20 protein-coding genes are annotated in these 26,811 nt (G+C 72.4%); 4 read left to right on the top strand and 16 right to left on the bottom strand.

The window, feature by feature from the left end:
- Positions 1-5: 5 nt before the first annotated feature.
- From ACFYYH_RS26780 to lipB, 3 genes are all read right to left on the bottom strand, one after another.
- Positions 6-224 carry a hypothetical protein gene (locus tag ACFYYH_RS26780; protein ID WP_388556165.1) on the bottom strand — a complete coding sequence of 73 codons (219 nt, stop codon included), beginning with the start codon at positions 222-224 and terminating at the stop codon, positions 6-8.
- A gap of 356 nt (positions 225-580) precedes the next feature.
- A complete protein-coding gene (lipA, locus tag ACFYYH_RS26775) occupies positions 581-1,561 on the bottom strand; it encodes a lipoyl synthase (protein ID WP_388555920.1) in 981 nt (326 codons plus the stop codon).
- Positions 1,562-1,862: 301 nt separating this feature from the next.
- Entirely contained in the window at positions 1,863-2,696 is an 834-nt protein-coding gene (lipB, locus tag ACFYYH_RS26770; RefSeq protein ID WP_388555918.1) for a lipoyl(octanoyl) transferase LipB, read from the bottom strand.
- Between the two features lie 327 nt (positions 2,697-3,023).
- Between lipB and ACFYYH_RS26765 the strand changes: the two genes are divergently transcribed.
- Positions 3,024-4,676, top strand: a complete 1,653-nt coding sequence (locus tag ACFYYH_RS26765) for a regulator (RefSeq protein ID WP_388555915.1) — start codon at positions 3,024-3,026, stop codon at positions 4,674-4,676.
- A gap of 222 nt (positions 4,677-4,898) precedes the next feature.
- Here ACFYYH_RS26765 and ACFYYH_RS26760 read toward each other — a convergent pair whose 3' ends face one another.
- Both ACFYYH_RS26760 and ACFYYH_RS26755 read right to left on the bottom strand, forming a co-directional pair.
- The gene (locus ACFYYH_RS26760) at positions 4,899-6,230 is read right to left on the bottom strand and encodes an FAD-dependent oxidoreductase (protein WP_388555912.1); all 1,332 of its coding nucleotides are present in this window, start codon (positions 6,228-6,230) and stop codon (positions 4,899-4,901) included.
- A 279-nt stretch (positions 6,231-6,509) separates the two neighbouring features.
- On the bottom strand, positions 6,510-7,403 hold the full coding sequence (locus ACFYYH_RS26755) for a TIGR01777 family oxidoreductase (RefSeq protein WP_388555909.1): 894 nt from the start codon (positions 7,401-7,403) through the stop codon (positions 6,510-6,512).
- A gap of 157 nt (positions 7,404-7,560) precedes the next feature.
- Between ACFYYH_RS26755 and ACFYYH_RS26750 the strand changes: the two genes are divergently transcribed.
- Positions 7,561-8,127: a GNAT family N-acetyltransferase gene (locus ACFYYH_RS26750; protein WP_388555906.1), complete on the top strand. Its 567-nt coding sequence runs from the start codon at positions 7,561-7,563 to the stop codon at positions 8,125-8,127.
- Positions 8,128-8,320: 193 nt separating this feature from the next.
- On the opposite strand, the gene ACFYYH_RS26745 is transcribed toward ACFYYH_RS26750, so the two are convergent.
- Positions 8,321-8,875 (bottom strand): DUF4240 domain-containing protein, encoded by a 555-nt coding sequence (locus ACFYYH_RS26745; RefSeq protein ID WP_388556162.1) that lies wholly within the window; start codon positions 8,873-8,875, stop codon positions 8,321-8,323.
- A 294-nt stretch (positions 8,876-9,169) separates the two neighbouring features.
- Positions 9,170-10,135 carry a helix-turn-helix transcriptional regulator gene (locus tag ACFYYH_RS26740; protein ID WP_388555904.1) on the bottom strand — a complete coding sequence of 322 codons (966 nt, stop codon included), beginning with the start codon at positions 10,133-10,135 and terminating at the stop codon, positions 9,170-9,172.
- Positions 10,136-10,439: 304 nt separating this feature from the next.
- Between ACFYYH_RS26740 and ACFYYH_RS26735 the strand changes: the two genes are divergently transcribed.
- A complete protein-coding gene (locus ACFYYH_RS26735) occupies positions 10,440-10,841 on the top strand; it encodes a DUF6221 family protein (protein ID WP_388555902.1) in 402 nt (133 codons plus the stop codon).
- 326 nt (positions 10,842-11,167) lie between these two features.
- Here ACFYYH_RS26735 and aceE read toward each other — a convergent pair whose 3' ends face one another.
- The 6 genes from aceE to ACFYYH_RS26705 form a co-directional block, all read right to left on the bottom strand.
- The gene (aceE, locus tag ACFYYH_RS26730; RefSeq protein WP_388555900.1) at positions 11,168-13,837 is read right to left on the bottom strand and encodes a pyruvate dehydrogenase (acetyl-transferring), homodimeric type; all 2,670 of its coding nucleotides are present in this window, start codon (positions 13,835-13,837) and stop codon (positions 11,168-11,170) included.
- Positions 13,838-14,053: 216 nt separating this feature from the next.
- On the bottom strand, positions 14,054-14,677 hold the full coding sequence (locus ACFYYH_RS26725; RefSeq protein WP_388555898.1) for a GntR family transcriptional regulator: 624 nt from the start codon (positions 14,675-14,677) through the stop codon (positions 14,054-14,056).
- Between the two features lie 164 nt (positions 14,678-14,841).
- Positions 14,842-16,680 (bottom strand): 2-oxoglutarate dehydrogenase, E2 component, dihydrolipoamide succinyltransferase, encoded by a 1,839-nt coding sequence (sucB, locus tag ACFYYH_RS26720; RefSeq protein ID WP_388555895.1) that lies wholly within the window; start codon positions 16,678-16,680, stop codon positions 14,842-14,844.
- Between the two features lie 54 nt (positions 16,681-16,734).
- On the bottom strand, positions 16,735-18,123 hold the full coding sequence (gene lpdA / locus ACFYYH_RS26715; protein WP_388555891.1) for a dihydrolipoyl dehydrogenase: 1,389 nt from the start codon (positions 18,121-18,123) through the stop codon (positions 16,735-16,737).
- Positions 18,124-18,406: 283 nt separating this feature from the next.
- On the bottom strand, positions 18,407-19,921 hold the full coding sequence (locus tag ACFYYH_RS26710) for a leucyl aminopeptidase (RefSeq protein ID WP_388555889.1): 1,515 nt from the start codon (positions 19,919-19,921) through the stop codon (positions 18,407-18,409).
- Positions 19,922-20,082: 161 nt separating this feature from the next.
- The gene (locus ACFYYH_RS26705; RefSeq protein ID WP_388556159.1) at positions 20,083-20,838 is read right to left on the bottom strand and encodes an adenosylcobinamide-GDP ribazoletransferase; all 756 of its coding nucleotides are present in this window, start codon (positions 20,836-20,838) and stop codon (positions 20,083-20,085) included.
- A gap of 318 nt (positions 20,839-21,156) precedes the next feature.
- Between ACFYYH_RS26705 and ACFYYH_RS26700 the strand changes: the two genes are divergently transcribed.
- A complete protein-coding gene (locus ACFYYH_RS26700) occupies positions 21,157-21,921 on the top strand; it encodes a hypothetical protein (protein WP_388555886.1) in 765 nt (254 codons plus the stop codon).
- 8 nt (positions 21,922-21,929) lie between these two features.
- Here the strand turns inward: ACFYYH_RS26700 and ACFYYH_RS26695 are convergent, their stop codons facing one another.
- From ACFYYH_RS26695 to ACFYYH_RS26685, 3 genes are all read right to left on the bottom strand, one after another.
- Positions 21,930-23,690, bottom strand: coding sequence for a phosphatidylglycerol lysyltransferase domain-containing protein (locus tag ACFYYH_RS26695; RefSeq protein ID WP_388555883.1), 1,761 nt, complete (start codon positions 23,688-23,690; stop codon positions 21,930-21,932).
- 85 nt (positions 23,691-23,775) lie between these two features.
- Positions 23,776-24,909 carry a nicotinate-nucleotide--dimethylbenzimidazole phosphoribosyltransferase gene (gene cobT / locus ACFYYH_RS26690; RefSeq protein WP_388556156.1) on the bottom strand — a complete coding sequence of 378 codons (1,134 nt, stop codon included), beginning with the start codon at positions 24,907-24,909 and terminating at the stop codon, positions 23,776-23,778.
- Between the two features lie 654 nt (positions 24,910-25,563).
- Positions 25,564-26,772, bottom strand: coding sequence for a bifunctional adenosylcobinamide kinase/adenosylcobinamide-phosphate guanylyltransferase (locus tag ACFYYH_RS26685; RefSeq protein ID WP_388555880.1), 1,209 nt, complete (start codon positions 26,770-26,772; stop codon positions 25,564-25,566).
- Between the last annotated feature and the right edge of the window lie 39 nt (positions 26,773-26,811).

The raw sequence follows: 26,811 nt of genomic DNA, 5'->3' as shown, positions 1-26,811 counted from the left end.
GGAGTTTACGTGGCGCGGGAAGTGGCCTTCGACACGGCCTCCATTACGTGCTGCGCCTCCACCCGGTCCTTGGCCCTGCGGCGGTCCTCCAGGACGGCCGTCCAGGCGTTGCGGCGGGCCGTGCGCTGGCCGCCGCTCAGGAGCAGGGACTCGACGGCGCGCAGGGCGCCGGCGACGGAGGGCAGGACCAGGGTGGTCGCGGTGGTCCGGGGGCGGCTGGCCATCGCCTCGGTGACGGGTCGTACCGGCACTTCGGTGACGGGTCGGGCCGGCGCGTCCTGCATGATGGCGATCCCCTCATGAGCGGGTCTGGTGCACGGTGCACGAGCGGGCGCGGTGCGTAAAAGCAGAGTCACTCACTGGTGTTACCAGGGCGTGACCGACCGGTCAAACGCGAATGAAACCCGGATGCGGGCTCCACGAACGGAGGGAAACACCGACGCGGTCCGTACGGCGCCCCCGACCTGCGGGGAGCGTACGGACCGCGTCACGGTCGGCTCTACTGCTCAGTATTCGCTTGTGCTCGGATTCACACGGCCCGGCCCGCACGCCCAGGCACGCACAAGCCGCAGCGCCCGGCTCACACCGCCTGGGCGGCCACCGCAGCGCCCGCCACCGCCGTACCACGGCGCTCGACCGCCTGCTGGTACAGCCGGCCCGCGCGGTACGAGGAACGCACCAGCGGCCCCGACATCACACCGGAGAAACCGATCTCCTCGGCCTCCTCCTTCAGCTCCACGAACTCGTGCGGTTTCACCCAGCGCTCGACCGGGTGGTGCCGTACGGACGGCCGCAGATACTGCGTGATCGTGATCAGCTCGCACCCCGCGTCGTGCAGATGCCGCAGCGCCTCGCTGACCTCCGCGCGCTCCTCGCCCATGCCCAGGATCAGGTTGGACTTGGTGACCAGACCCGCCTCACGGGCGCGCGTGATCACCTCCAGCGAGCGGTCGTACCGGAACCCCGGCCGGATGCGCTTGAAGATGCGCGGCACGGTCTCGACATTGTGCGCGAGCACCTCGGGACGGGACGAGAAGACCTCGGCGAGCTGCTCGGGCACCGCGTTGAAATCGGGGACCAGAAGCTCGACCTTCGTACGGCCCGCCTCGCGCTGCGCCGTCTGGGTGTGAATCTGGCGCACGGTCTCCGCGTACAGCCAGGCACCGCCGTCGTCCAGGTCGTCACGGGCGACACCGGTGATCGTCGCGTAGTTCAGGTCCATGGTGACGACGGACTCACCCACCCGGCGCGGTTCGTCGCGGTCCAGGGCGTCCGGCTTGCCCGTGTCGATCTGGCAGAAGTCACAGCGCCGGGTGCACTGGTCGCCGCCGATGAGGAAGGTCGCCTCGCGGTCCTCCCAGCACTCGAAGATGTTCGGACAGCCCGCCTCCTGGCAGACCGTGTGCAGTCCCTCGCTCTTCACGAGCTTCTGGAGCTGCTGGTACTCGGGGCCCATTTTCGCCCGGGTCTTGATCCACTCGGGCTTGCGCTCGATGGGGGTCTGGCTGTTCCGGACCTCCAGACGCAGCATCTTGCGTCCGTCGGGTGCGACAGCGGACACGTCCGGCACCTCTCTCTGCTGGCGCGGCATTCGATTCTTCGGCGAACACCAGGTTACGCCCGATATTTGCGTGGCATTACGTCTGGCCAACCCATGGCCAGAGGGGCGCATTCCCCTGCGCGGAACCGGACCGGTGTCCGGCCGGAGCGCAGCCGCCCGGAGCCGGACCGGAGCCCGGTTCCGGACCGGAGCCGCCCGGGGATTGGAGCCGCTCGGGGGGCGGAGCCGCCCGGGGTCGGAACCCTGGGTCGGAGCGGGCCGGGGCCCGGACCGTACGGCGCCGGCGTCGGCGGTTACGCGTTCACGCGTTCACGCGTTCGCTCGCGCGCTCGGTCTCACGTTCCGTCGCGCGCTCGATCTCGCGCGGCCTCGGCACCGTGCTCTCCAGCACGTCACGCAGATGTTTCTCCACTACGGGGACGACCTCCGCGATCGTGATGTCCCGGCCCAGCTCGTTCGAGAGCGAGGTGACCCCCGCGTCCCTGATTCCGCACGGCACGATCCGGTCGAACCAGGTGTTGTCCGGGTTCACATTGAGCGAGAAGCCATGCATGGTCACGCCCTTGGCGACCCGGATACCGATGGCCGCCAGCTTGCGGTCCTCGCGGCGCTGGCCGGCGTTGGACGGCGCGTACTCCGGGCCGTTGAGCCGCGCGTCGAACTCCTCGTCCGCCAGCCGCGGATCGAAGTCCAGCGAGAGGCCGCCCAGCGCGGGACGCTCCTGCACCGGGTCACCCAGCACCCACACCCCGCTGCGCCCCTCGACCCGGCTGGTCTCCAGACCGAACTCGGCGACCGCACGGATCAGCGCCTCTTCGAGACGGCGGACATGCGCCACCACATCGACGGGACGCGGCAGTTTGAGGATCGGGTAGCCGACGAGCTGACCGGGGCCGTGCCAGGTGATCTTCCCGCCGCGGTCCACATCGATGACGGGAGTGCCGTCCAGGGGACGCTCGTTGTCGGCCGTGCGCCGTCCCGCCGTATAGACCGGCGGATGCTCCAGCAGCAGACAGGTGTCGGGAATCTCGTCCGCGAACCGGGCCGCGTGGACCCGGCGCTGCTCCTGCCATGCCTCCTGGTATTCGACGGCCTGGTCGCCGAACCCCATTCGGACGTACCGCAGCTCGCTCACGGCAGCCTCCTCAGAACCTTCATCGTGCACGTGTAGTGCCCTCGCCACTGTACGGCGGCTCCCGGCGGCGTGACCGGGCAGGTGTTCCGGGGGCTCCACGGACCCGCCATCGGCCCCTCCACGGCCCCTCCACGGGCCCCTCCACGGACCTCGCCATGGACCCGCCACCGGCCTCTCCACGGGCGCCCCCGTCAGCGGGATCCTTGATCCTCACACGATCGGATGAATGTGGGGCCAAGGCCGTGGTGGAGGCGTTCACTACCGCTAAATTCGCGCCGTTCCATATGGGCTGTTCCCGGGCCCGGAAGGCAGGAGACCCTAGAGCTGATGTCGGAACGACCTCCGCAGCGCACCCCCAACCGCCAGCTCGCCGCACTGATCGCGGAAGCCGGGTTCTCCAACGCCGGTCTCGCTCGCCGCGTGGATCAGCTCGGTCTCGAACACGGCCTGGATCTGCGATACGACAAGACGTCGGTGACGCGCTGGCTGCGCGGGCAGCAGCCCCGTGGCACCACGCCCGCGCTGATCGCCGAGGTGTTCACCCGCCGGCTGGGCCGCCGGCTCTCCGCGCAGGATCTGGGCCTGGACGCCTGCGCCCCGGTCTACGCGGGGCTCGAATTCGCGTCCTCCCCCGAAGAGGCCGTCGACATCGTCGCCGGACTGTGGCGCAAGGACTCCGGCAGCCACTCCGAACTGCGCAAGATCGCGTTCACCCCGGCCGGACTGGTCGTGCCCAGCCGCGACTGGCTGATCGGACGCGCGGACGAACGGGTCGGCCATCCCGGCTTCGAGACGCCCGGCGGCGGCCGGGGAGGCCAGGAGAACGGCAGCCGGGGCCAGGACGGTGGCGTCCGCGGGCAGGAGACCTGGGGCCAGGAGAACCGGGTGTACGAGACCGGCGGCCGGATCCCCGAAGGCGGCACCCGGGCCCCCGAGACCGGCGGCCGGATCCCCGAGAGCGGTGCCCGGATTCCCGAGACCGGCGCGCGCGGTCACGACCCCGCCGCCCGGCTGCCCGTCCAGGGGCGGTCCGTCGCCGTCTCCGTCCCGAGGCCGCGCACCGAGCGCGCCCCGGGCCAGCGGGTCACCCTGGGCGATGTCGCGGCCCTGCGCTCGGTCGGTGATCTCTTCTGCGCCCTCGACCAGACCTACGGCGGGGGCCATGCCCGGCAGGCGCTCGTCCGCTATCTGGAGCACGAGACGGAGCCGATGCTGCGCGGGGTGTACGGGGAGACCACCGGCCGTCGGCTGTTCGCCGCGGCGGCCCATCTCACCCGGCTGGCGGGCTGGACCTCGTACGACATCGCCGCCCACGGCCTTGCCCAGCGCTACTTCGTGCAGGCGCTCCGGCTCTCGCAGGCGGCCGGGGACCGTGCCTACGGCTCGTACGTCCTGATCACCATGAGCCGTCAGGCCGTCCATCTCGGGCACGGCCGGGAGGCGGTCCAGCTCGCGCGGGTGGCCCAGCAGGGCGTCGGCGGCTCCGCGCCACCGGTCGTCCAGGCGCTGCTGCACGCCGCCGAGGCGCGTGGGCACGGGGTGCTCGGCGAGGCGCGGGCGTGCACCGCCTCGCTCGTACGGTCCGAACGCGCGCTGGAGTCGGCGCGGCCCGGGGACGAGGTGCCGCACTGGGCCCGCTTCTTCGACGAGGCGCAGCTCGCGGACGAGTTCGGGCACTGCTACCGGGATCTCCAGCAGTACCGCGCCGCCGTACAGCACGCCGAACGATCGCTCCAGTTACGCGCCCCCGCGTACGCCCGCAGCCGTCTCTTCTGCCGGGTGGTGCTCGCCTGCGCCCGGCTCGGGCTCGGTGAGCTGGACCAGGCATGCCTGCTGGGGGCGGAGGCGGCCAAGCAGGCGACCGAGATGCGGTCGGCGCGGGCGATCGAGTACGTACGGGACTTCGAACGGCGGCTGGAGCCCTATCGGGACGCGGCGGCCGTACGGAACTACCGCGACCGGATCGCGGCGCTCGGCTGAGCGGTCCGCGGCCCCGCCCCCCTGTGCCCGCGATCCGCCCTGTGCCCGCGACCGCCCTGTGCCCGCGACCGCCCCGTGCCCACGATCCGCCCTGTGGCCCTGTGGCCTGGCCCTGTTGTCGGTGTGGGGGTGGTTGTCTGAAGCCGGTCCCGTCCGGGGTTCGTGGGCGCCGGACGGGACCGGAGTGTCGGTTGGAGCCCGGACCCCGGGGTCCGCGTTCCGTTACGCCGCCGCGGGCAGATGCGGTGTCTCGTACGCCGGTTGCACGCCCAGATCGCGCAGGACCGCGTGAGCGGCGCGGCGGCCCGAGAACAGCGCGCCCTGGACCGTGTTCGTGTCGCGGTGGTCGCCGCACACATACAGCCCCGACAGCAGCCGCACCGGGCGCCGCAGATCGTGCGGCGGCGGCATCGCGGGCACCGCCTCCGGGTCGTGGTGGACGGCCAGCAACTCCCAGTCGTCGGTGGGTGTCCCGTACAGCCTCGCGAGATGCGCGCGGACCGCGCGGTCGAGTTCGGCGGCCGGGGGAGGCGTGCCGAGCACCGTCGACGAGATCAGCACACGGCCCTCCGGGGCCCGCGAGGGGTCGACCGCGCTCATCACGGCGGTGTGCGCGACCGGGCCGCTCCCGTCGGCGTCCAGCAGCAGCGCCGGATCGGTCATCGGGGGTGCGGGCGCGGTGTGGTGCAGAACCGTCACGGCGTGGAAGTCCGGCACCCGCAGCCCCGGCAGCAGTTCGGCCGCGGCCCGCGCGCCGGTCGCCAGGACGAGCGCGCGGCACGCGATCTCGCCGTGCTCCTTGGTGGTGACGCGGTTGATGGACGTGTCCGTGACACAGACGTCCGTCTGGACGGTGCCCGGGGGCAGGGTCCACGCCAGCAGTTCGGGGAGCGAGGCGGCGCCGCCCGCGGGGACGGACAGCCTGCCCCGGGCGAACGCGCGCAGCGCGAGATCCGCACAGCGGCTGGACGTCCCCAGATCGGGGTCGCAGAGGAGCGCGGACAGCAGCGGTCGCACAAAGGCGTTGACGGTACGGGCGGGCAGCCCGCGCGCCGACAGGGCCTCCAGGGCGGTGCGTTCGGGGCGGGCCAGCAGCCGGTGTGTGGGGGTCCCCGCGAGACGGCCCAGGGCGGCGCCCAGCCGGGCCTGGTCGACCGCGCCGCCGAGCGGGGGACGGGGGGCGCTCGCCAGGGCGCGTGCCACCGTCAGTGCGCTCCGCGCGCTCCCGACGGCGACGGCGCCCGTCCGGTAGGTCCTTCCGTCGCTGTGCACGAGCACGCCCGGCGAGAACTTCCTCAGCCGGGCGCCGTCCAGACCCGGTGTACGGAGCAGCTCCGGATACGAGGTGGTGAGAAGCTGTCCGCCGCGGTCGAGCCGGAAGCCGTCGACCGAGTCGGTGGCCATACGGCCGCCCACCCGGGGAGCGGCCTCCAGGACCCTGACCCGTACACCTGAGCTGGTCAGATGACGGGCCGCCGACAGACCTGCGATGCCGGCTCCGATGATGACGACGTCCGCCTGGTGTGCGGTCGAGTGGTGTGCGGCGCTGAGCACGTGCCCCTCCCCGAGGTCGGCGCGGCTGGTGGGGTTGCTGATGCCCTCATCAGGCCCCGGAATGCCCGAGGGGCCCCGGGGGATCCCCGGGTCCGCTCAGGTCCTCGTCGAGCCTAGGAAGGGAAGGGCCGCGCCGCGTACGCGCGTGAGCGGGGGCACCGGTGCATGGGGGGTGCGCGCCCCGCCCGGGGGCGGAGGGCGCTCCGTGGCAGACAGGACCAAGCCAGGTCCGGGCGGGAGCGGCAGGCCGCGCGGAAGGGTGAGGCCGCGTGGAGGGGGTCAGGCCGCGCGGATCGCCTCGTCGACCGTGGGGAACGCGAAGGTGAAGCCCGACTCCGACAAACGTGTCGGGAGGACCCGCTGGCTGCCCAGCACGTCTTCCGCCAGATCGCCCAGCGCCGCCCGCAGCGCCACCGCCGGGACCGGGAACGGGGTCGGCCGGCGCAGGACCCGCCCCATCGCCGCCGTGACCTCACGGTTGGTCACCGGTTCCGGCGCCGTGAGATTCACCGGACCCTCCAGCGTCTCCGTGTCGATGAGATGCCGCAGCGCGGCGACCTCGTCGTGCAGGGCGATGAAGCTCCAGTACTGGTGCCCTCCGCCGAGCCGGCCGCCCAGACCCGCGCGGAAGAGCGGGAAGAGGCGTGCCCAGGCGCCGCCCGCGCGGGAGACCACGAGCCCGGTCCTGGCGAACACCGTCCGTACGCCCGCCTCCTCGGCGGCCTGGGCGGCTTCCTCCCACTCCACACAGAGCGACGGGAGGAAGCCGTCACCCGGCCGCGCGTGCTCGTCGACCGCACGGTCCCCGGTGTCGCCGTAGAAGCCGATGGCGGAGCCGCACACCAGCACCCTCGGCGGGTCGTCCAGCGTGGCGACGGCCTCCGCGACGGCGGCCGTACCGAGGACCCGGCTGTCCCGGATCTCCTTCCTGTACGCCTCGGTCCAGCGGCGGCCGGCGATTCCCGCCCCCGCGAGATGGACGACCGCCTCGCACCCGTGCAGCCCGCGCGCGTCGACGTACTGCCGCAACGGGTCCCACTCGACCTCGTCGCCGGCCCGCGAGGGGCGCCGCACCAGGCGTACGACCTTGTGGCCGTCAGCGCGCAGGGAGCGTACGAGTGCCGTACCGATGAGACCGGTGGAGCCGGTGACCGCGATCCTCATGGGCTCCATCCTGCCCCGTGGGGCGCGGTGAGACGCGGCGAGACGCGGCGAGACGCGGGGGGACGCCGGGGACGCAGGGAGAGGGACGCAGGGGGACGCCGGGGGACGCCGGGGGACGCGGAGGGACGCGGAGAGATGCCGGGAGGCCCCGTGGCACAGTTGCGCCATGTCCGTTCAGCGCGGCCTGTCCGCACCGCAGATACGTCCCGCCTCCCTCCAGGACGGTGACGCCCTGGCCGAGCTGGACCGGCTGACCTGGTCGCCGGTGCACGCGGTGACACCGGAACCGCGCCCTCCCTTCCCTCCCTTCTTCGACTCCAGACATGTGCCCGAGGACTACCTCGTCGCCGAGGTGGGGATCGAGGGCGCCGAGGACCGGATCGCGGGGTACATCCGGGTGGCGCGGGCCTCGCCGCTCGCCACCCACGCGCATGTGCGGCAGATACAGGGCCTGGCGGTGCACGAGTGGGCGCGCGGCCGTGGTGTGGCGCGCGCCCTGCTGCGCGCGGCGGCCCTGCACGCACGCAACCAGGGAGCGCGGCGGCTGACGCTGCGGGTCCTGGGGCACAACACAGCGGCGCGCACGCTCTACGAGTCGGAGGGGTACGCCGTCGAGGGGATCCAGCCGGGGGAGTTCTACCGGGACGGGCGGTACATCGACGATGTGCTCATGGGACGGTCGCTCATGGGACGGTCACTGACGGACGGGCCCGACGGAGGGCCGGGACGCTGAGGGAGCGGGCCGCGCCCGGCGTGGGCCGCGTACGGCCGGGTCGCCGTGAACCGGGCCGCGTACGGGCCGGGTGCCGCGAACCGGGCCGAGACGGGCGGGCGCGCCTGCGGGCCGGGCCGCGTACGGCCCGGGGCGTCCACGGATCGCTCGTGGACTGGTCGTGGACCGGTTGTGGACCGGTCGCCGGGGCGGTCTACCGGCTCATCCGGCTCTCCTGCCCCTGCCCCGCCGCGCCCCCGAAGCGGTCCCAGAGCCGTGGGAACCGTTCCGCCAGCGCCGAGTCGTCCTCGAAGTCCAGGGGCGTGCCCTGCGGCTCGGCGGGCTGCGGCGGGATCCCCAGATCGGGTGCCACCACCCCGGTGAGCTGTTCGTACGCCTCGTCCGCCGCGTACCCCAGCTCCTCGCCGTCCCCGTCGAGGTCCTCGTCGAACTCGTCCAGCAGTTCCGCGAGGCTGTCGGGCTCGTGCACCGCGCCCTCGAAGATCTCGCGGCCCTGTCCGATGAGCCAGCAGCGGAAGTAGTCGAAGGCGTCGTCGCTCGCACCGCCCAGCAGCACGGCGGCGGCGCCCCACAGATCCCAGTGGTACGCGCGGTTGTAGCGGGACTCGAAGTGACGCGCGAAGTCGAGCACGGAGTCGGGGTCGAGCGTCAGCAGCCGCTCGACCAGCAGATCGGCGTGGTCCTCGGGGTCGCCCTCGGCGGCCTCGCGGGTACTGTCGACGATCTCCCAGAACTCCGTCTCGTCCATCACGGGTCAAGCATCGTGCTTGGCGGAGGGCCGCGCACGCGGAGCCGCCGAAATCACCCCTGTTTCGCGGGAACCCGGCTCGTCGGCCGGGGGCGGCGGGCGTGCGGCCGGCTCCCGGCGTGACTCCTCGCCGGGGATCGTCGGCAGCTCCGGACGGCCACCGGGGCCGGCCGGTCCGACCGGCCTCCGTTCGGCCGGTCCCCGCTCGCCCGGTCCCCGTTCGGCCGGTCCCCGCTCGCCCGGCGGGGGCTGCCCGCTCCCGGCGCCGCGCCGGTGCCGGTGCCGCACCGGCTCTCACCCGTAGAGCGCGCGCATCCGCTCCGCCGCCTCCGCGAACCGGCCCCGCAGGGCGGCCGGTTCCAGGATCTCCGCGTCCGGACCGAGCGTCAGCAACTGGGAGAACGCGACCTCCTCCGACTCCACCGGCAGAGTGACCGTCAGCAGGCCGTCCCCGTCGGGTGCCTCCGCCGCAGCGATCGCCTCCTGGGCGGCGACGCGGTCCACGACGTACGGCAGCCGGCGGGCGCCGTCCGCCGAGAGCCGTACCACGATCCGGGTGCTCAGCAGGGAGCGCGCGAACTCCGCCGACTGTTCCTCCCAGAAGGCGGGCAGATCGAAGCACTCATCCCTGATGAAACGTTCCTTCCTGGGCTCCACGGCGGCGAACCGGTCGATTCTGTAGACCCGGAAGGTCCCCTGCGCATGGGCGCAGAGATACCAGACACCGGCCTTGAGGACCAGACCGTACGGGGCCAGCTCCCGCTCCACCTCCGTGTCCCGGCGCCGGTAGCGCGCCCCGAGCATCCGGTCGTCCCACACCGCCTCCGCGACGGCGGGCAGCAGCGGGGGTGTCTCGGGCTCGTGGTACCAGCCCGGCGCGTCGAGATGGAAGCGCTGCGCCGCCGATTCCGAGGCGTCCCGCAGCGAGGGCAGCAGCGCCGCCGACACCTTCAGCCGGGCCGCCGACGAGATGTCGTCGAGCCCCATCTCCCGCAGCGCGCCCGGCACACCGGAGAGGAACAGCGCCTCGGCCTCACCGCGCGCGAGACCGGTCAGCCGGGTGCGGTAGCCGCCGATCAGCCGGTAGCCGCCGGTCCTGCCGCGGTCCGCGTAGACCGGTACCCCCGCCTCGGAGAGCGCCTGGGCGTCACGGGTGATCGTCCGCTCGGAGACCTCCAGCTCGCGGGCCAGCTCGGCGGCGGTCATGGACGGTCTGGACTGGAGGAGAAGCACCATCTTGATCAGCCGGGCAGCGCGCATGACTCCATGATGCCGGGGAGCCTCCCCGCACGGAGCGATGGTTGGCCAATTCACGTGGCCTGATTCTGTGATAAGTGGCGTAAACACAGACAGATCGCGTATAGATCACGCATGGATCACGCACGGGCGGTGAACTCCCCCCACCCGGGCGCTTCGACGGCACCCGGGCGCCCCGCGCGACCGGCCACCGGTGAGGTTGGATGACCCGGGAACTGTCGGTACGTGCGTGGGAGCCGGAGACGGCATCGCGCGGCGGCCGGGCAGTCGTGGGTACGAGAGCGAGATGGCAAAGGACCGGAACCTGATGACAGACCACAACGACGCGCTGGTGGCCTTCGTCCGGGCACGACTCGACGAGGAGGAGCGGATCGCGGCGGAGGCCGGCGGTGACAACTGGCGGTGTCCGCCCGAGCTGCCGGGCGAGATCCACGACCGGGCGGGCGGTATCGCGTTCAGCGTGCGCACGCGCGGCTACGACCAGCACATCGCGCGCCAGGACCCGGCGTACACGCTCCGCCGTATCGAGACGAACAGGGTGCTCCTGGACGAGTACACGGAGGTGGCGCCGCTCGACATCGACCGTCCGGCGCACGACTTCGCCTCGGGCCGTGCCGTGGGGCTGGGGTTCGTGGTCCGGCAGATGGCCGCGGAGCACGCGGGTCATCCCGACTACCAGGTGAAGTGGCTGCCCCGGTTCGCCCGCTGATCCGGTCGCCGAGGCACCGCCCGCCCGCACGTCGCGCACATCACGCACGTACACACGTCACGCACACCCGCGCGTCACCCACGTACACACACAGGTCACCCGCCCGTGAGTCTCGTGAACGCGCGCACCTCACCCCTCCGCGCGCGTCATCCGCCGTCGTCCACTCATGAATCCCCCGGACGCGGGCACGCGTAGGTCCGGGAGCGTGGTGGACGAGGACGGCGCCTCTCCCGGGCCCAGTGAGCCGGGAGAGGCGCCGTGTCCGCCGGAGATCCGCCGGCCGCCCTCAAAGGCGGCCGTGGGCCGTGGGGCGTGGGCCGTGAACCTCAGAGGCCGTAGCGCTCGCGGGCCTCGACCACCCGCTCGGGCTTGACCTCGCCCCTGCGGGCGAGCTGCGCCAGCGCCGCGACCACGATCGACCGGGCGTCGACACCGAAGTGGCGGCGGGCCGCGTCACGGGTGTCCGAGAGACCGAAGCCGTCCGTACCCAGCGAGGTGTAGTCCTGCTCCACCCACTGGCTGATCTGGTCGGGGACCTGGCGCATCCAGTCGCTCACGGCCAGGACGGGACCCGGTGCGCCCGAGAGCGCGCGCGTCACATACGGCACCCGCTCCTCGCCGCGCAGCAGCGCCTCGTCGGCCTCCATCGCGTCCCGGCGCAGCTCGCCCCAGGAGGTGGCGGACCAGACATCGGCGCTGACGCCCCAGTCGGCGGCGAGCAACTCCTGTGCCTCCAGGGCCCAGTGGATCGCCGTACCGGACGCCAGCAACTGGGTGCGGGGCGCGTCGGGCGCCGCGGGAGCGCCCTCCTTGAAGCGGTACAGGCCCTTGACGATGCCCTCCTCGACGCCTTCCGGCATCGCGGGCTGCGGCATCGGCTCGTTGTAGACCGTCAGATAGTAGAAGACGTTCTCAGCGTCGGGGCCGTACATCCGCCGCAGACCGTCCTTGACGATCACGGCCAGCTCGTACGCGAACGCCGGGTCGTAGTTGAGCGAGGCCGGGTTGGTGGACGCGATCAGATGCGAGTGGCCGTCCGCGTGCTGGAGGCCCTCACCCGTCAGGGTCGTACGGCCCGCCGTGGCGCCGACGATGAAGCCCTTGCCCAACTGGTCGGCGAGCTGCCACATCTGGTCGCCCGTACGCTGCCAGCCGAACATCGAGTAGAAGATGTAGAACGGGATCATCGGCTCGCCGTGTGTCGCGTACGACGTCGCGGCGGCGATGAAATCGGCCATCGAACCGGCCTCGGTGATCCCCTCGTTGAGGATCTGGCCGTCCTTGGCCTCCTTGTAGTACATGATCTGGTCGCGGTCGACCGGATCGTACGTCTGGCCCAGCGGCGAGTAGATGCCCGCCGACGGGAACAGCGCCTCCATACCGAAGGTGCGGGCCTCGTCGGGGACGATGGGGACCCAGCGCCTGCCGGTCTCCTTGTCCCGCATCAGGTCCTTCATCAGCCGGACGAACGCCATGGTGGTGGCCACCGACTGCTTGCCCGAACCCTTGTAGACCGTCTGGAACGGCTTCTCGGACGGCTCCGGCAGCACGACGGGGTGGACCCGCCGGGCCGGCGCGGGGCCGCCCAGCTCGGCGCGGCGCTCCTGGAGGTAGCGCACCTCAGGGGAGTCGGCGCCGGGGTGGCCGTAGGGCACCAGGCTCTCGTCCAGCTTCGAGTCCGGGATCGGCAGGTCCAGCAGATCGCGCATCGCGCGGAACTGCTCGCCCGAGAGCTTCTTCATCTGGTGGTTGGCGTTGCGCGACTCGAAGCCCGCGCCCAGCGTGTAGCCCTTCACGGTCTGCGCCAGGATCACGGTCGGCGCGCCCTTGTGCGCGAGGGCCGCGCGGTACGCCGCGTACACCTTGCGGGCCTCGTGGCCGCCGCGCGAGGTGAAGAAGCACTCGGCGATCTTGGTGTCGGGCAGCAGCCGCGCCATCTCGATCAGGGCCGGGTCGACACCGAAGAAGTGCTCACGGATGTAGGCGACATCGCGGGTCGCGTACGTCTGGAACTGCGCGTCCGGCACCTGGCGCAGCCGACGCACCAGCGCGCCCGTGGTGTCCAGGGCGAACAGCTCGTCCCAGGCCGAACCCCACAGGGACTTGACGACATTCCAGCCGGCGCCGCGGAACTGGGCCTCCAGCTCCTGCACGATCTTGAAGTTGGCGCGGACGGGGCCGTCGAGCCGCTGGAGGTTGCAGTTGATGACGAAGGTCAGATTGTCGAGCTGCTCACGGGAGGCGAGGGCGAGTGCCGCCGTCGACTCGGGCTCGTCCATCTCGCCGTCGCCGAGGAAGGCCCACACGTGCGAGGCGGAGGTGTCCTTGATCCCGCGGTTGGTCAGATAGCGGTTGAAGCGCGCCTGGTAGATCGCCGAGAGCGGGCCGAGGCCCATGGAGACGGTCGGGAACTCCCAGAGCCAGGGCAGCCGCCGGGGGTGCGGGTACGAGGGCAGTCCCTCGCCGCCCGACTCCTGGCGGAAGTTGTCCAGATGGGCCTCGGTCAGCCGGCCGTCGAGGAAGGCGCGGGCGTAGATACCGGGGGAGGCGTGGCCCTGGATGTAGAGCTGGTCACCCGAGCCGTCGCCCTCCTTGCCGCGGAAGAAGTGGTTGAAGCCCGTCTCGTAGAGCCAGGCCGCCGAGGCGAAGGTCGCGATATGGCCACCGACCCCGAACCGGGCGCCGCGGGTGACCATCGCCGCCGCGTTCCAGCGGTTCCAGGCGGTGATCCGGGCCTCCATCGCCTCGTCGCCGTCGAAGGCGGGCTCGGCGGCGGTGGGGATGGTGTTCACATAGTCGGTCTCCAGCAGCGCCGGGACCGGGACCCCGGCCGTTCCCGCGTGCTGGAGGGTGCGCCGCATCAGATACGCGGCACGGTGGGGGCCGGCGTGCTCGGTCACGGCGTCGAGGGAGGCCGCCCACTCGGCGGTCTCCTCGGCGTCACGGTCCGGGAGCTGGTCCAGCTCGCTCGGAAGCTTGCCTACGGGGTCGGTCATGGTCGCCGCCTTCCGGACAGGAGGGGGGTGGAGAAGTGCCTTGTCTGGCAGGACAGGGCGAGGGCTGGGTGCAGCCCGCCCTTGACTGTAAGTCGCTGATCGATGATCGATCAAAGGGTTGAAGGGCAAAACTTCTCGACAGGAAGAAATTGGCATTCCGTGCCGTATGAGGGGGCACCGAGTGACGGGTGGCAGATCATGGCAGAAGGGGGTGAATCAGGCACGCGGCGCACATCCGAGCACATGGTCCTTCACCAGTGTGCCGATGCGTGGATCCCGTCGGCGGAACGCCTCGACGAGTTCCTGGTGCTCCTCCGCGTAGGACTGCTGCACGGTCCCCAGCCAGCGGATCGACAGGGCGGTGAAGACCTCGATGCCCAGCCCCTCCCAGGTGTGCAGCAGCACGCTGTTGCCGGCCGCCCGTACCAGGTCCCGGTGGAAGCCCACCGTGTGCCGTACCTGCCCCGTACCGTCCGACCTGCGGTCCGCCTCGTACAGGGCCGTCACATGCGGCTCCAGCGCCGAGCAGTCCACGGCCAGCCGCTCGGCGGCCAGTTCCGCGGCGATCTGCTCCAGCCCCGCCCGTACCGGATAGCTCTCCTCAAGGTCGGCCGCGGTCAGATTCCTCACCCGTACGCCCTTGTTGGGGGCCGACTCGATCAGCCGCAGGCTCTCCAGCTCGCGCAGCGCCTCACGCACCGGGGTCTGGCTCACCTGCAACTCCGTCGCGATCCGCCGCTCGACGATCCGCTCGCCCGGCTTCCAGCGACCGCTGACGATTCCCTCCACGATGTGCTCGCGGATCTGTTCCCGCAGCGAGTGGATGACGGGCTGAGCCATGAAGCGCTCCTCGGTGGCAGCGGTCGATGTGTAGACGATACGGCGGCCCGGCCCGGACGGCGGAGCCACGGGCTCCACGACGGCGGCCGGGCGCCTACGACGGCGCCCCCGCCCGGAGAGTCCGGGCGGGGGCGCCGTCGTGCCGTACGGGGTGTGCGCCGGTCTCACAGACCCAGCTCGACCTCGAACTCACCGGCCTCCAGGATCGCCTTGACGGCTGTCAGATAGCGGGCGGCGTCAGCGCCGTCCACCAGCCGGTGGTCGTAGGAGAGGGCGACATACGTCATGTCGCGCACCGCGATCGTCTCGCCGAGGTCCGGGTGGTTGATGACCACGGGACGCCTGACGGTGGCGCCGATGCCCAGGATGGCGACCTGGTTCGGCGGCACGATGATCGTGTCGAACAGCGCACCGCGCGAACCGGTGTTGCTGATGGTGAAGGTCGCGCCGGCCAGGTCGTCCGGGGTGATCTTGCTCGCCCGGACCGCCGTCGCGAGCTCCGCGGTCTTCTTGGAGATACCGGCGATGTTGAGGTCGCCCGCGCCCTTGATGACCGGGGTCATCAGACCCTTCTCGGAGTCCACCGCGATCCCGATGTTCTCCGAGTCGAAGTACGTGATCGTGCCCTCGTCCTCGTTGATCCGGGCGTTGATGACCGGGTGGGCCTTCAGTGCCTGGGCCGCCGCCTTGACGAAGAACGGCATCGGGGAGAGCTTGACGCCCTCGCGGGCGGCGAAGGAGTCCTTGGCCTGGGCCCGCAGACGCATCAGCTTGGTGATGTCCACCTCGACCACCGAGGTGAGCTGGGCCTGCGTGTGCAGCGCCTTCATCATGTTGTCGCCGATGACCTTGCGCATCCGGGTCATCTTGACGGTCTGGCCGCGCAGCGGGGACGCCTCCAGCTTCGGCGCCTTGGGCGCGGCGGCGGGAGCGGCGGCCGGGGTCTTGGCCTCGGCGGCCGCACGGGCGGCGGCTGCCTTGGCGGCCTCCGCGGCGGCGACCACGTCCTGCTTGCGGATACGGCCGCCGACGCCGGTGCCCTTGACCGAGCCCAGGTCGACACCGTTCTCGGCGGCGAGCTTGCGGACCAGCGGCGTGACATACGCGGCGTCGTCGTCGGAGGACACGGCGGCGGGCGCCGGGGTCACCGGAGCGGGCGCGGCCGGAGCGGCGGGAGCCGCCGGGGCGGCCTGGGCCTGGACCGGCGCGGGGGCCGGAGCCGGCTCGGGAGCCGGCGGTGCGGCGGGGGCGGCCGGCGCGGGGGCCGGCGCCGGGGCAGCGGGAGCCTCGGCCGCCGGGGCGGCGGCAGGGGCGGGCGCGGCGGCGGCCGGAGCGGGAGCCGGGGCGGCGGGGGCCTCGGGCGCGGCCGGAGCGGCACCCGGAGCCCCGATCACGGCGAGCTTGGCGCCGACCTCGGCGGTCTCGTCCTCACCGACCACGATCTCCAGCAGCACACCGGCGGCCGGAGCGGGGATCTCGGTGTCGACCTTGTCGGTGGAGACCTCCAGCAGCGGCTCGTCGGCCTCGACCGACTCACCGACCTCCTTCAGCCAGCGCGTGACGGTGCCCTCGGTGACGCTCTCACCGAGCGCGGGAAGCACGACATCGGTGCCGGAGGCACCACCGGCCGGGGCGGCGGCGGGCGCGGGAGCGGCCTCGGGCTCGGCGGCCGGAGCCGCGGGAGCCTCGGCCGCCGGGGCGGGCTCGGCCGCCGGCTCGGGGGCGGGCTCGGCGGCGGGAGCCGGCGCGGCGGCCGGGGCACTCGTACCGTCGTCGATGATGGCCAGCTCGGCGCCGACCTCCACGGTCTCGTCCTCGGCGACCTTGATCGACGCCAGTACACCGCCGGCCGGGGCCGGGATCTCGGTGTCGACCTTGTCGGTGGAGACCTCCAGCAGCGGCTCGTCGGCCTCGACGCGCTCGCCCTCGGCCTTCAGCCAGCGGGTGACAGTGCCCTCGGTGACGCTCTCGCCGAGCGCCGGCAGGGTTACGGAAACCGCCATGGTTTCAGTTGCTCCTAACGAATGTGCGGTAGTGGTCGTCGCGCCCGGACTGGGTCAGTCGTGGGAGTGGAGGGGCTTGCCGGCCAGGGCGAGATGGGCCTCGCCGAGCGCCTCGTTCTGGGTCGGGTGCGCGTGGATGAGCTGCGCGACCTCGGCGGGCAGAGCCTCCCAGTTGTAGATGAGCTGAGCTTCACCGACCTGCTCGCCCATACGGTCACCGACCATGTGGACGCCGACCACGGAGCCGTCCTTGACCTGGACGAGCTTGATCTCGCCCGCGGTCTTGAGGATCTTGCTCTTACCGTTGCCCGCGAGGTTGTACTTGAGAGCGACGACCTTGTCCGCGCCGTAGATCTCCTTGGCCCTGGCCTCGGTGATACCGACGGAGGCGACCTCGGGGTGGCAGTACGTCACCCGGGGCACACCGTCGTAGTCGATCGGAACGGTCTTGAGACCGGCCAGCCGCTCGGCCACCAGGATGCCCTCGGCGAAGCCGACATGGGCGAGCTGGAGCGTCGGGACCAGGTCACCGACGGCCGAGATCGTCTCCACGTTCGTCCGCATGTACTCGTCGACGAGGACATAGCCGCGGTCCAGCGCGACGCCCTGCTCCTCGTAGCCGAGCCCCTGCGAGACCGGGCCGCGGCCGATCGCGACCAGCAGCACCTCCGCCTCGAAGGTCTTGCCGTCGGCCAGCGTGACGCGGACGCCGTCCTGCGTGTACTCGGCCTTCTCGAAGAACGTGCCGAGGTTGAACTTGATACCGCGCTTGCGGAACGCGCGCTCCAGGAGCTTGGAGCTGTTCTCGTCCTCGACCGGGACCAGGTGCTTCAGACCCTCGATGACGGTCACGTCGGTGCCGAAGGACTTCCACGCCGACGCGAACTCCACGCCGATGACACCGCCGCCGAGGATGATCGCGGACTGCGGGACGCGGTTCAGCTTCAGCGCGTGGTCGGACGAGATGATCCGCTCGCCGTCGATCACCAGGCCCGGCAGCGACTTCGGCACGGAGCCGGTCGCGAGGAGCACATGGCGGCCCTCGACCCGTCGGCCGTTGACATCGACGGAGGTGGGGGACGAGAGCCGGCCCTCACCCTCGATGTAGGTCACCTTGCGGGAGGCGACCAGGCCCTGGAGGCCCTTGTAGAGGCCCGAGACGACCTCGTCCTTGTACTTGTGCACACCCGCGATGTCGATGCCCTCGAAGGTGGTCTTCACCCCGAACTGGTCGGCCTCGCGCGCCTGGTCGGCGATCTCACCGGCGTGCAGCAGGGCCTTGGTGGGGATGCAGCCGTTGTGCAGGCAGGTACCACCGAGCTTGTTCTTCTCGATCAGGGCCACGTCCAGGCCGAGCTGCGCTCCGCGCAGCGCCGCGGCATAACCGCCGCTACCGCCGCCGAGGATCACTAGGTCGAAAACGGTGCTGGCGTCGTTCGCCACGTCACGTCCTCCATGCATGTGCGCCGGGCGCGGTCTCCATGACCGGGCGGCGGCTGGTGTTCGGCCGCTTTACTTCGGCCCTGTGGTGGGCCCTGTCCTGCCGAGAACCCATCTTCGCACTTGTTCGGGGACGACGGGACGCGGGGCCGGTGGTGAGATGGGTAACGAGGATCACCGGTCGGTCACCACCGCGGGTACTTCCGGCCCGGAGTGCGGAACACCCCGGACCGGACTCGTATTCCAGGCGCGACGGACAGGCCCCGAAGAAGGGGCCTCTAAAAAATCAGAAGCTTTCCGCGAGCTTCACCAGCGTGCGGATCGCGGAGCCCGTGCCGCCCTTGGGGGTGTAGCCGTACGGGGCGCCCTCGTGGAAGGCCGGGCCCGCGATGTCCAGGTGGGCCCAGGTGATGCCCTCGCCGACGAACTCCTTCAGGAAGAGTCCGGCGACCAGGCCGCCGCCCATCCGCTCGCCCATGTTCGCGATGTCGGCGGTCGGGGAGTCCATGCCCTTGCGCAGATCGGCGGGGAGCGGCATCGGCCAGGACGCCTCGCCCGCCTCCTCGGCCAGCGCGTGGACGGTGGTGCGGAACGCGTCGTCGTTCGCCATGATGCCGAACGTACGGTTGCCCAGCGCCAGCACCATCGCGCCGGTCAGGGTCGCCACGTCGACGATCGCGTCCGGCTTCTCCTCGGAGGCGCGGGTCAGCGCGTCCGCCAGGACGAGCCGGCCCTCGGCGTCGGTGTTGAGCACCTCGACGGTCTTGCCGCTGTACATGCGCAGAACGTCACCGGGACGGGTGGCCGTGCCGGACGGCATGTTCTCCGCGAGGGCCAGCCAGCCGGTGACATTGACGGCGAGGCCGAGCCGGGCGGCGGTGATGACGGTGGCGAACACCGCGGCCGCGCCGCTCATGTCGCACTTCATGGTCTCGTTGTGACCGGCCGGCTTGAGCGAGATGCCGCCCGAGTCGTAGGTGATGCCCTTGCCCACCAGGGCGAGCGTCTTCTCCGCCTTGGGGTGCGTGTACGCGAGCCGCACCAGCCGGGGCGGGTTGGCCGAGCCCTGGCCGACACCGAGGATGCCGCCGTAGCCGCCCTTGGCGAGCGCCTTCTCGTCGAGGACCTGGACCTTGACGCCGTTCTCCTTGCCCGCGGCGGTGGCCACGGCGGCGAAGGCCTCGGGGGTCAGATCGTTCGGCGGGGTGTTGACGAGGTCACGGGCGCGGTTGACCTCCTCGGTCAGCGCGATCGCGCGGTCCGCGGCGGCCTTGTGGGCCTTGTCGCGCGGCTTGGCGCCGACGAGGGTGACCTCGGCGAGCGGCAGCTTCGGACCGCTGTCGCCCTTCTTGCCGTTCTTCTCGCCGCCCAGGTACGCCACAAAGGCGTACGCGCCCAGCAGCGCGCCCTCGGCGACGGCCTCGACGCCCTCGGCGGACTCGACGGGCAGCGCGAACGCGGCCTTCTTCCGGCCCGAGAGAGCGCGCGCGGCGGAACCGGCGGCGCGGCGCAGCGGCTCGGAGCCGTAGGCGGCGCCCTTGGCCGGGACCGGGCCGAGCCCGACCGCGAGGACCAGCGGGGCCTTCAGCCCGGACGGCGCCGGCAGTTTGGTCACCTCGCCCTCGGAGCCCGAGGCGCCGAGGGTCTCCAGGACGCTGCCGAGCTTCCCGTCGAACGCCTTGTCGACGGCTTCGGCGCCCGGCGCCACGACCGGCCCCTTTGCGCCCTTCGCGACGCCGACGACGATCGCGTCGGCACGCAGGGTCGCCGCGCCGGCAGTGCTGAGAGTGAGAGCAGTCACGGTGGTGGAATCTCGCTTCCGTTGTGTTCATCGGCGGTCGAAGGGTGGGCCGACCGAGCCCGCCGTATCGTATTTCGGCCCGAATGGCGGCAGGAACGAGCCTACGCTGAGTGATGGACGCGGCCCACGGCGGCGGTGGTTCACCCGTCCGTGGCCGGCTTTCAACCCAGTGTCAGTACGACGAGCGCCGCGGTCGCCGCGGTTTCCGCGAGGGCGCCGAACACATCGCCGGTGACCCCGCCGAACCGCCGTACGCAGTGCCGCAGCAGCAGCCACGCGGCGCCCAGGGCGGTCAGGACGGCCAGCGCGTGTCCGACGGCGCCGGAGACCCCGAAGACGCCGCCCGCCGCCGCGCAGGCCGCCGTGACGAGCAGCGCCGTGACGGCGGCGGCCCGTACCGGCACCGTCCCCGCCACCGCCGCCCCCAGACCGTCGGGCCGGGCCGGGGGCACGCCCGTACGGCAGGCGAGGGTGAGCGCGAGCCGCGCCGTCACGCCCGCCAGGGCGACGGCCACCGCGCCCCGGGCCCAGCCCTCCCCGTACAGCTCGGACACCGCCGCGATCTGGGCCAGCAGCGTGAGCAGCAGGGTGATCACCCCGAACGGGCCGATGTCGGAACGCTTCATGATCCGCAGCGCGTCCCCGGCCGGTCTGCCGCTGCCCAGTCCGTCCGCGGTGTCGGCGAGACCGTCGAGATGCAGACCGCGGGTGAGCACGGCGGGTACGGCGACGGCGGCCACCGCGGCGAGCGGCGGCGCGGCGCCCGCGAGCAGCAGCAGCGCGCCGAGGGCCGCCGCGCCCAGGCCCACCACGAGTCCGGCGACCGGCGCGCAGAGCATTCCGGCGCGGGCGGCGGGGCGGTCCCAGCGGGTGACACGGACCGGCAGGACGGTGAGGGTGCCGAAGGCGAACCGCAGACCGTCCGCGACCGAGGCCCGCGCGTCCCCGCCGGCCGCGTCGTGCGGGTCCTCTCCGCTCGCCTCCCCGCCGCTCCCGCCCGTCCGGTCGGTCCCGCCGCTCTGGTTGGTCCGGTCGGTCCCGCCGGTCCGGTCCGTCCGGTCGGTCCGGTCGGTCCCGCCCTTCGCGCCGCTCGTCTCGCCGTTCGTGTCGTCGGCCGGTCCGCCGACCGCGCCGTCCAGGGGGGTCATCGCGCGAGAGTAGCCCGGCCGTCGCCACCGAACCGGCGGCGAATACCGCTAAATTGGCCCGTACCGCACCATTCGGAAGCAGGTGGCATGGGTCACTGGTTTCAGCAGAACATCGTCGAACCGGGCAAGGTGCCCACCCTGGTCGCCCTCGTCTCCTTCGTGCTGACCTTTCTGCTCACCCGTACGGTCACCCGGATGATCCGGGCCGGGAAGGGGCCGTTCCGGAACATCTCCCCGGGCGGTACGCACATCCACCATGTGGTGCCCGGCGTGGTGCTGACCGTGATCGGCGGCTTCGGCGCGGTCGGCAGCGGCAAACACGGGGTCGCGGCCTCGGTGTGCGCGGTGATCTTCGGCGTCGGCGCCGGTCTCGTGCTCGACGAGTTCGCGCTGATCCTCCATCTCCATGACGTGTACTGGACCGAACAGGGCAGACAGAGCGTCGAGGTCGTGATCATGGCCGCCGCCCTCGCCCTGCTGGTGCTCGTCGGCTTCTCGCCGTTCGAGGTCAACTCCCTGACCCCCGACGAGCAGCAGGACCGCGGCTCGGCGATCGCGACGCTCCTGGGCAACTTCGTCTTCGTCCTCATGGCGGCGTTCAAGGGCAAGCTGCGGCTGGCGCTCATCGGCACCCTCGTACCGTTCCTGGCGCTCGTCGGCGCGATCAGGCTGGCCAGGCCGGGATCGCCGTGGGCCAGGCGCTTCTACCGCGACCGGCCCAAGGCGCGGGCGCGGGCCGCCCTGCGGGTCTACCGCCGCGACGCCCGCTGGTCGGGTCCCCGCCGCCGGATCCAGGACTGGATCGCCGGTACGCCGGACGACGAGCACAGGACCGGCACGTCAGGGCGGTGAGACCGGGGTCAGCGCCGGGACTCCAGCCGGCGGCGGTGCAGCCACCCCGGAAGCCCCGGAGCCTCCAGGAAGCCTTCGGCGCGGCCCGCGGCGAGGCCGATGCGCGGCAGGTCGGCGCTCTTCTCGAAGAGCATGAAGCGGGGCTCCCAGATCGGCCGGTACTTGGCGTTGGCGCGGTAGAGGGACTCGATCTGCCACCAGCGCGAGAAGAAGCTGAGCAGCCCCCGCCACAGCCGCAGCACCGGTCCCGCGCCCAGCTTCCCGCCGCGCTCGAAGACCGACCGGAACATCGCGAAGTTCAGCGAGAGCTGGGTGATCCCGATCTCCGAGGCGCGCTGGAGGAGTTGGATGACCATGAACTCCATGAGGCCGTTCTCGCTGTCGCGGTCACGGCGCATCAGGTCCAGGGAGAGGCCCTTGGGGCCCCACGGCACAAAGCTCAGCACGGCGCGCAACCGCCCCTCGCCGTCCCAGCATTCGAGCATCACACAGCGGCCGTCGCCCGGATCGCCGAGCCGGCCGAGCGCCATCGAGAAGCCCCGCTCGGTGGCACCGTCGCGCCAGTCGTCGGCGCGGCGCAGCAGCTCCGCCATCTCGTCGGCGGGAATGTCCTCGTGGCGCCGGACGCGCACCTGGTAGCCCGCCCGCGCGACCCGGTTGTACGCCTGGCGCACGGTCCGCATCGCCCGGCCTTCCAGGGCGAAGTCGGCCGTCTCCACGATCGCCTCGTCGCCCAGCTCCAGCGCGTCGAGCCCGTACCGGGCGTAGATCGTCCCCGCCTCCTCGCCCGCGCCCATCACGGCTGGGATCCAGCCGTGCTCACGGGCCTCGGCCAGCCAGGGCACGATCGCGCCCGGCCAGGCCTCCGGGTCGCCGATCGGATCGCCCGAGGCCAGCGAGACCCCGCCCACGACCCGGTAGGTGACGGCCGCCTTGCCGGTGGGGGACCAGACGACGCTCTTCTCCCGGCGCAGCGCGAAGTAGCCCAGGGAGTCGCGCTCCCCGTACCGGTCGAGCAGAAGACGCAGCTTCGCCTCGTCCACCGGGGTGAGCGGGTCGACCGCGCGCCGTGAGCGGAAGGCCGCGTACACCACGGCGAGCAGCAGCAGGGTGGAGAGGACGTTGATGGCGGCATTGGCCCAGGCGGGGGTGGTGATGCCGGGAAACCGCGCCTCGTCCGCCGTCAGGGAGACCAGCCGCGTCGCTCCGTACCGCCAGCGCTCGGTGAAGGCCGAGCCGCCGCGCGCGGTGTTGGTGACGGTGACGATCAGGGCGGCCAGCAGCGAGGTGACGAGCAGTCCGCCCGCCGCCACGGCCGCGGCCAGCCTGGGATTGGACCGGTCGCCCTTCGCGTAGAACTCCCGCCGGCCGAGCAGCAGGGCGCAGACGAACGCGGCGGAGAGGGCGAGCGAGATCCAGTTCTGCGGATGGCGCCTGATCTCCGGAAAGTCCATCACGAAGGCGAGCAGCAGCAGGAAGAGCCCGGAGAGCACGAGATTGAGGATCCAGGCCGCGCGCTTGCGGCGGCGCATGGTGACCGCCAGGAAGAGCGTGAACACGCCCGAGGCGAAGCCCGCGGTCAGCAGATACGGGGTGAAGTAGTTGTCGGTGTTGTGCCGCCGCAGATCCTGGCCGAGGGAGACCCAGACGGCACTGAGGAAGTTGACGAAGGTGACGGCACGCAGATACCAGACGGCGAACGCCGCGGCACGCCGCGAGCGGTCGGTGCCTCGGGTCGTTCGATCGACAGCCAGACGGACTTCTCCCATAAAAACGATCATATGGGGCATCACGCCTCAGGGGACGGCTGAGGCCGCCGTCAGTGGCGGCGGCCCCGGCTCGTCTGTCGATGCCTCAGCCGGCGGCGCTCTCCTCGGCCTTGAGGGCGTCGTCGTCCCCGGTCGCCTCCTCGGTCGCCTCCTCGGTCGCCTCCTCGGTCGCCTCCTCGGCCGGCTCCCGCTCCGGCAGCTCCGCCGCGAGGGCGGCGGCGGCCTGGACGAGCGGCAGCGCGAGCAGCGCCCCGGCGCCCTCCCCCACGGTGACTCCGTGGTCGAGCAGCGGGGTGAGCGCCATCCGGTCCAGCGCCTTCGCCTGGCCGGGCTCCCCGCTCACCTGACCCGCGAGCCACCAGTCGGGCGCGCGGAACGCGGCCCGCTGGCCGACCAGCGCGCAGGCCGCCGAGACCACACCGTCCAGGATCACCGGCATCCGCCGTACGGCGCTCTGGAGCAGAAAGCCCGTCATCGCGGCCAGATCCGCGCCGCCCACCGCCGCGAGCAGCTCCACCTGGTCGCCGAGGACCGGGCGCGCCCGGCGCAGGGCGTCCCGGATCGCCGCGCACTTGCGCATCCACGCCAGATCGTCGATGCCCGCGCCGCCGCGCCCGGTGACCACGGAGGCGTCCGTACCGCACAGCGCGGCGATCAGCGTGGCCGCCGGGGTCGTCCCGCCGACGCTCAGATCCCCCAGGACGATCAGATCCGTACCGGAGTCCGCCTCCTCGTCGGCGATCGCCATCCCGAGCCGTACGGCCCGCTCGGCCTCCTCGACGGTCAGCGCGTTCTCGATGTCGATCCGCCCGCTGCCGCGCCGCACCCGGTGCCGTACGACCTCCTCGGGCAGCAGCCCGGGATCGCAGTCGAGCCCGGCGTCCACGATCCGCACCGGCACCTCGGCCCGGCGGGCCAGCACGGCGACGGGGCTCCCGCCCTCCAGCACGGCCCGTACCAGCCGGTGCGCGCTGCCCGCCGGGCGGCCGGAGACATCGAGACCGGCCACCCCGTGATCGCCCGCGAAGAGCACCACGCGGGGCTGCCGGACGGCCTTGACCGGCACGGACCCCTGTGCGGCCGAGAGCCACTCGCCCAGCTCGTCGAGACGCCCGAGCGCCCCGGGCGGCACCACAAGCCGTTCCCGGCGCTCTTCGGCGTCCCGTCGCGTCCCGCTGTCGGGGCGCTCGATCAGATCGGAGAAGTCATCGAGATTCAGCGCGCTCATTCCCCGAACAGTACTGCGTTGTCTTTGGGGGCTCGGTTCGCCTCCGGGCGCTTTGTGCCACTGTCGACGGTCGACCGTGCTCGGGTCCCTCGTACCTCGGGACCCTCCGCGCGCTCTCCCTTTCGACAGCGGCGCGCCCTTCGGCTCACTCGCCTTCTTTTTGGGGGCTCGGTTCGCCTCCGGGGCGCTTTATGTCGATGCCGACAGTCGACCGTGCTCGACCGCTCGTTCCTCACGGCCTGCGCGCGCTCTCCATTTTCGGCACCGACGCGCCCCTTCGGCTCACGCACCTTCTTTTTTGAGGGCTCGGTTCGCCTCCGGGCGCTTTGTGCCACTGTCGACGGTCGACCGTGCTCGGGTCCCTCGTACCTCGGAACCCTCCGCGCGCTCTCCCTCTCGACAGCGGCGCGCCCTTCGGCTCACTCGCCGGCGGCCGGGCGCAACCAGCACGGATCCGCACCCGGAGGTGGCCGGGTGTCCGGCGTACCGGCGAGGGCGGTGTACGGGGGTCCGGGGGTGTCCTCCGAGGAGACACAGCATGCCGTCCGGACATGTGCTCCGGAGGCCCTGGCACCCGGCACCGGCACCACACGCACACCGCACCCGCGCCGCAGGCGCGCAACGCCTCCGGGTGGCCGGGAGGCGTCAGCGCAGGGTCAGGGTCTGGCCCGCCACCACCAGCAGCACCCGCTCGCACTCGCCCGCCACCGCCGCGTTCAGCCGTCCCAGTTCGTCGCGGAAGCGCCGGCCCGACGCCGTCGCGGGGACCACCCCCGAGCCCACCTCGTTCGTCACGGCGACCACCGTGCGCCGGGTCGCGCGGATCGCGCCCACCAGTTCCTCCGTCCGCCCGCGCAGCGCCGTCTCGCCGCCGCCCGCCCAGGTCGTGTCGTCCCACGCCTTCACCCGGTCCATCGCGTCGGTCAGCCAGAGCGAGAGACAGTCGATCAGCAGCGGCGGCCCCTCCCGCGCGAGCAGCGGTACGAGATCGCAGGTCTCGGCGGTGAGCCAGGAGGCGGGCCGCCGTTCGCGGTGCGCGCGCACCCGGTCCGCCCACTCCTGGTCGCCCTCGCGGCCCCCGCCCGTCGCCACGTACAGCACCCCCGGGAACGTCGCCAACCGCCGTTCCGCCTCCCAGGACTTGCCCGAGCGCGCCCCGCCCGTCACCAGCGTGCGCCGGGGCACCTCGGGGCCGGGGCGGTACGCGCCGACGGTGAGCGTCGTCCCGTCGGGAACCGCCCGCGCGCCCGCCGCCGCGAGCCGCCGGTCCAGTTCCCCGCCCGGCGGTACGTCGTGGTCGAGATGGACGGCGACGACCTCGGTCGCGGGACCGACCGTTCCGGCCGCCCGCAGCCGCGCCAGCGCGTCGGGACGGCCGGTGACATCCACGGCCACCAGGTCGTACGGGGCGGGGGCCGCCCGGCCGTGGTCCGGCACCCCCGCGGGCGCTCCGCCCGGCGGGAGATAGAGCAGCCGCTCGCCCCCCGGTCCCGTCACCTCGTACCCCGTGCCCGGCGCGTCCATCGCCAGCGCCCGTACCCGGTGCCCGCTGAGCAGCGTCAGCACCCGTCCGTCCGCCACCCGGCCGGCCGTGGGCAGTCCGGCGGGCAGCTCCACCGCGGGACCGTCGTGCGGATGGGTGAGCAGGACCTGCCGTACGCCCGCGAGCGAGTGCCCGGCGCGGGCCGCGGCGAGCGCGGCGCCCGGGGTCAGGTCCAGCAGCAGCACACCGTCCACCAGCAGCGCGGTCGCGGCGCGGGCCCGCTCGCCGCGGGCGGTCGCGCAGGCGGCGCAGGGGCAGTGGGGGCGGGGGAGTCCGGCGGGGGCTCCGGTGCCGAGCAGAGTCAGTTCCACGGGGATGATCCTCCCGTGTCCCCGCTGACGGTGCGCGCC

The sequence above is a fragment of the Streptomyces sp. NPDC002018 genome (genome assembly GCF_042890865.1).
Classification (GTDB): domain Bacteria; phylum Actinomycetota; class Actinomycetes; order Streptomycetales; family Streptomycetaceae; genus Streptomyces.
The sequence above is the reverse complement of the archived record's forward strand: the minus strand, read 5'-3'. Positions and strand labels throughout refer to the sequence as shown.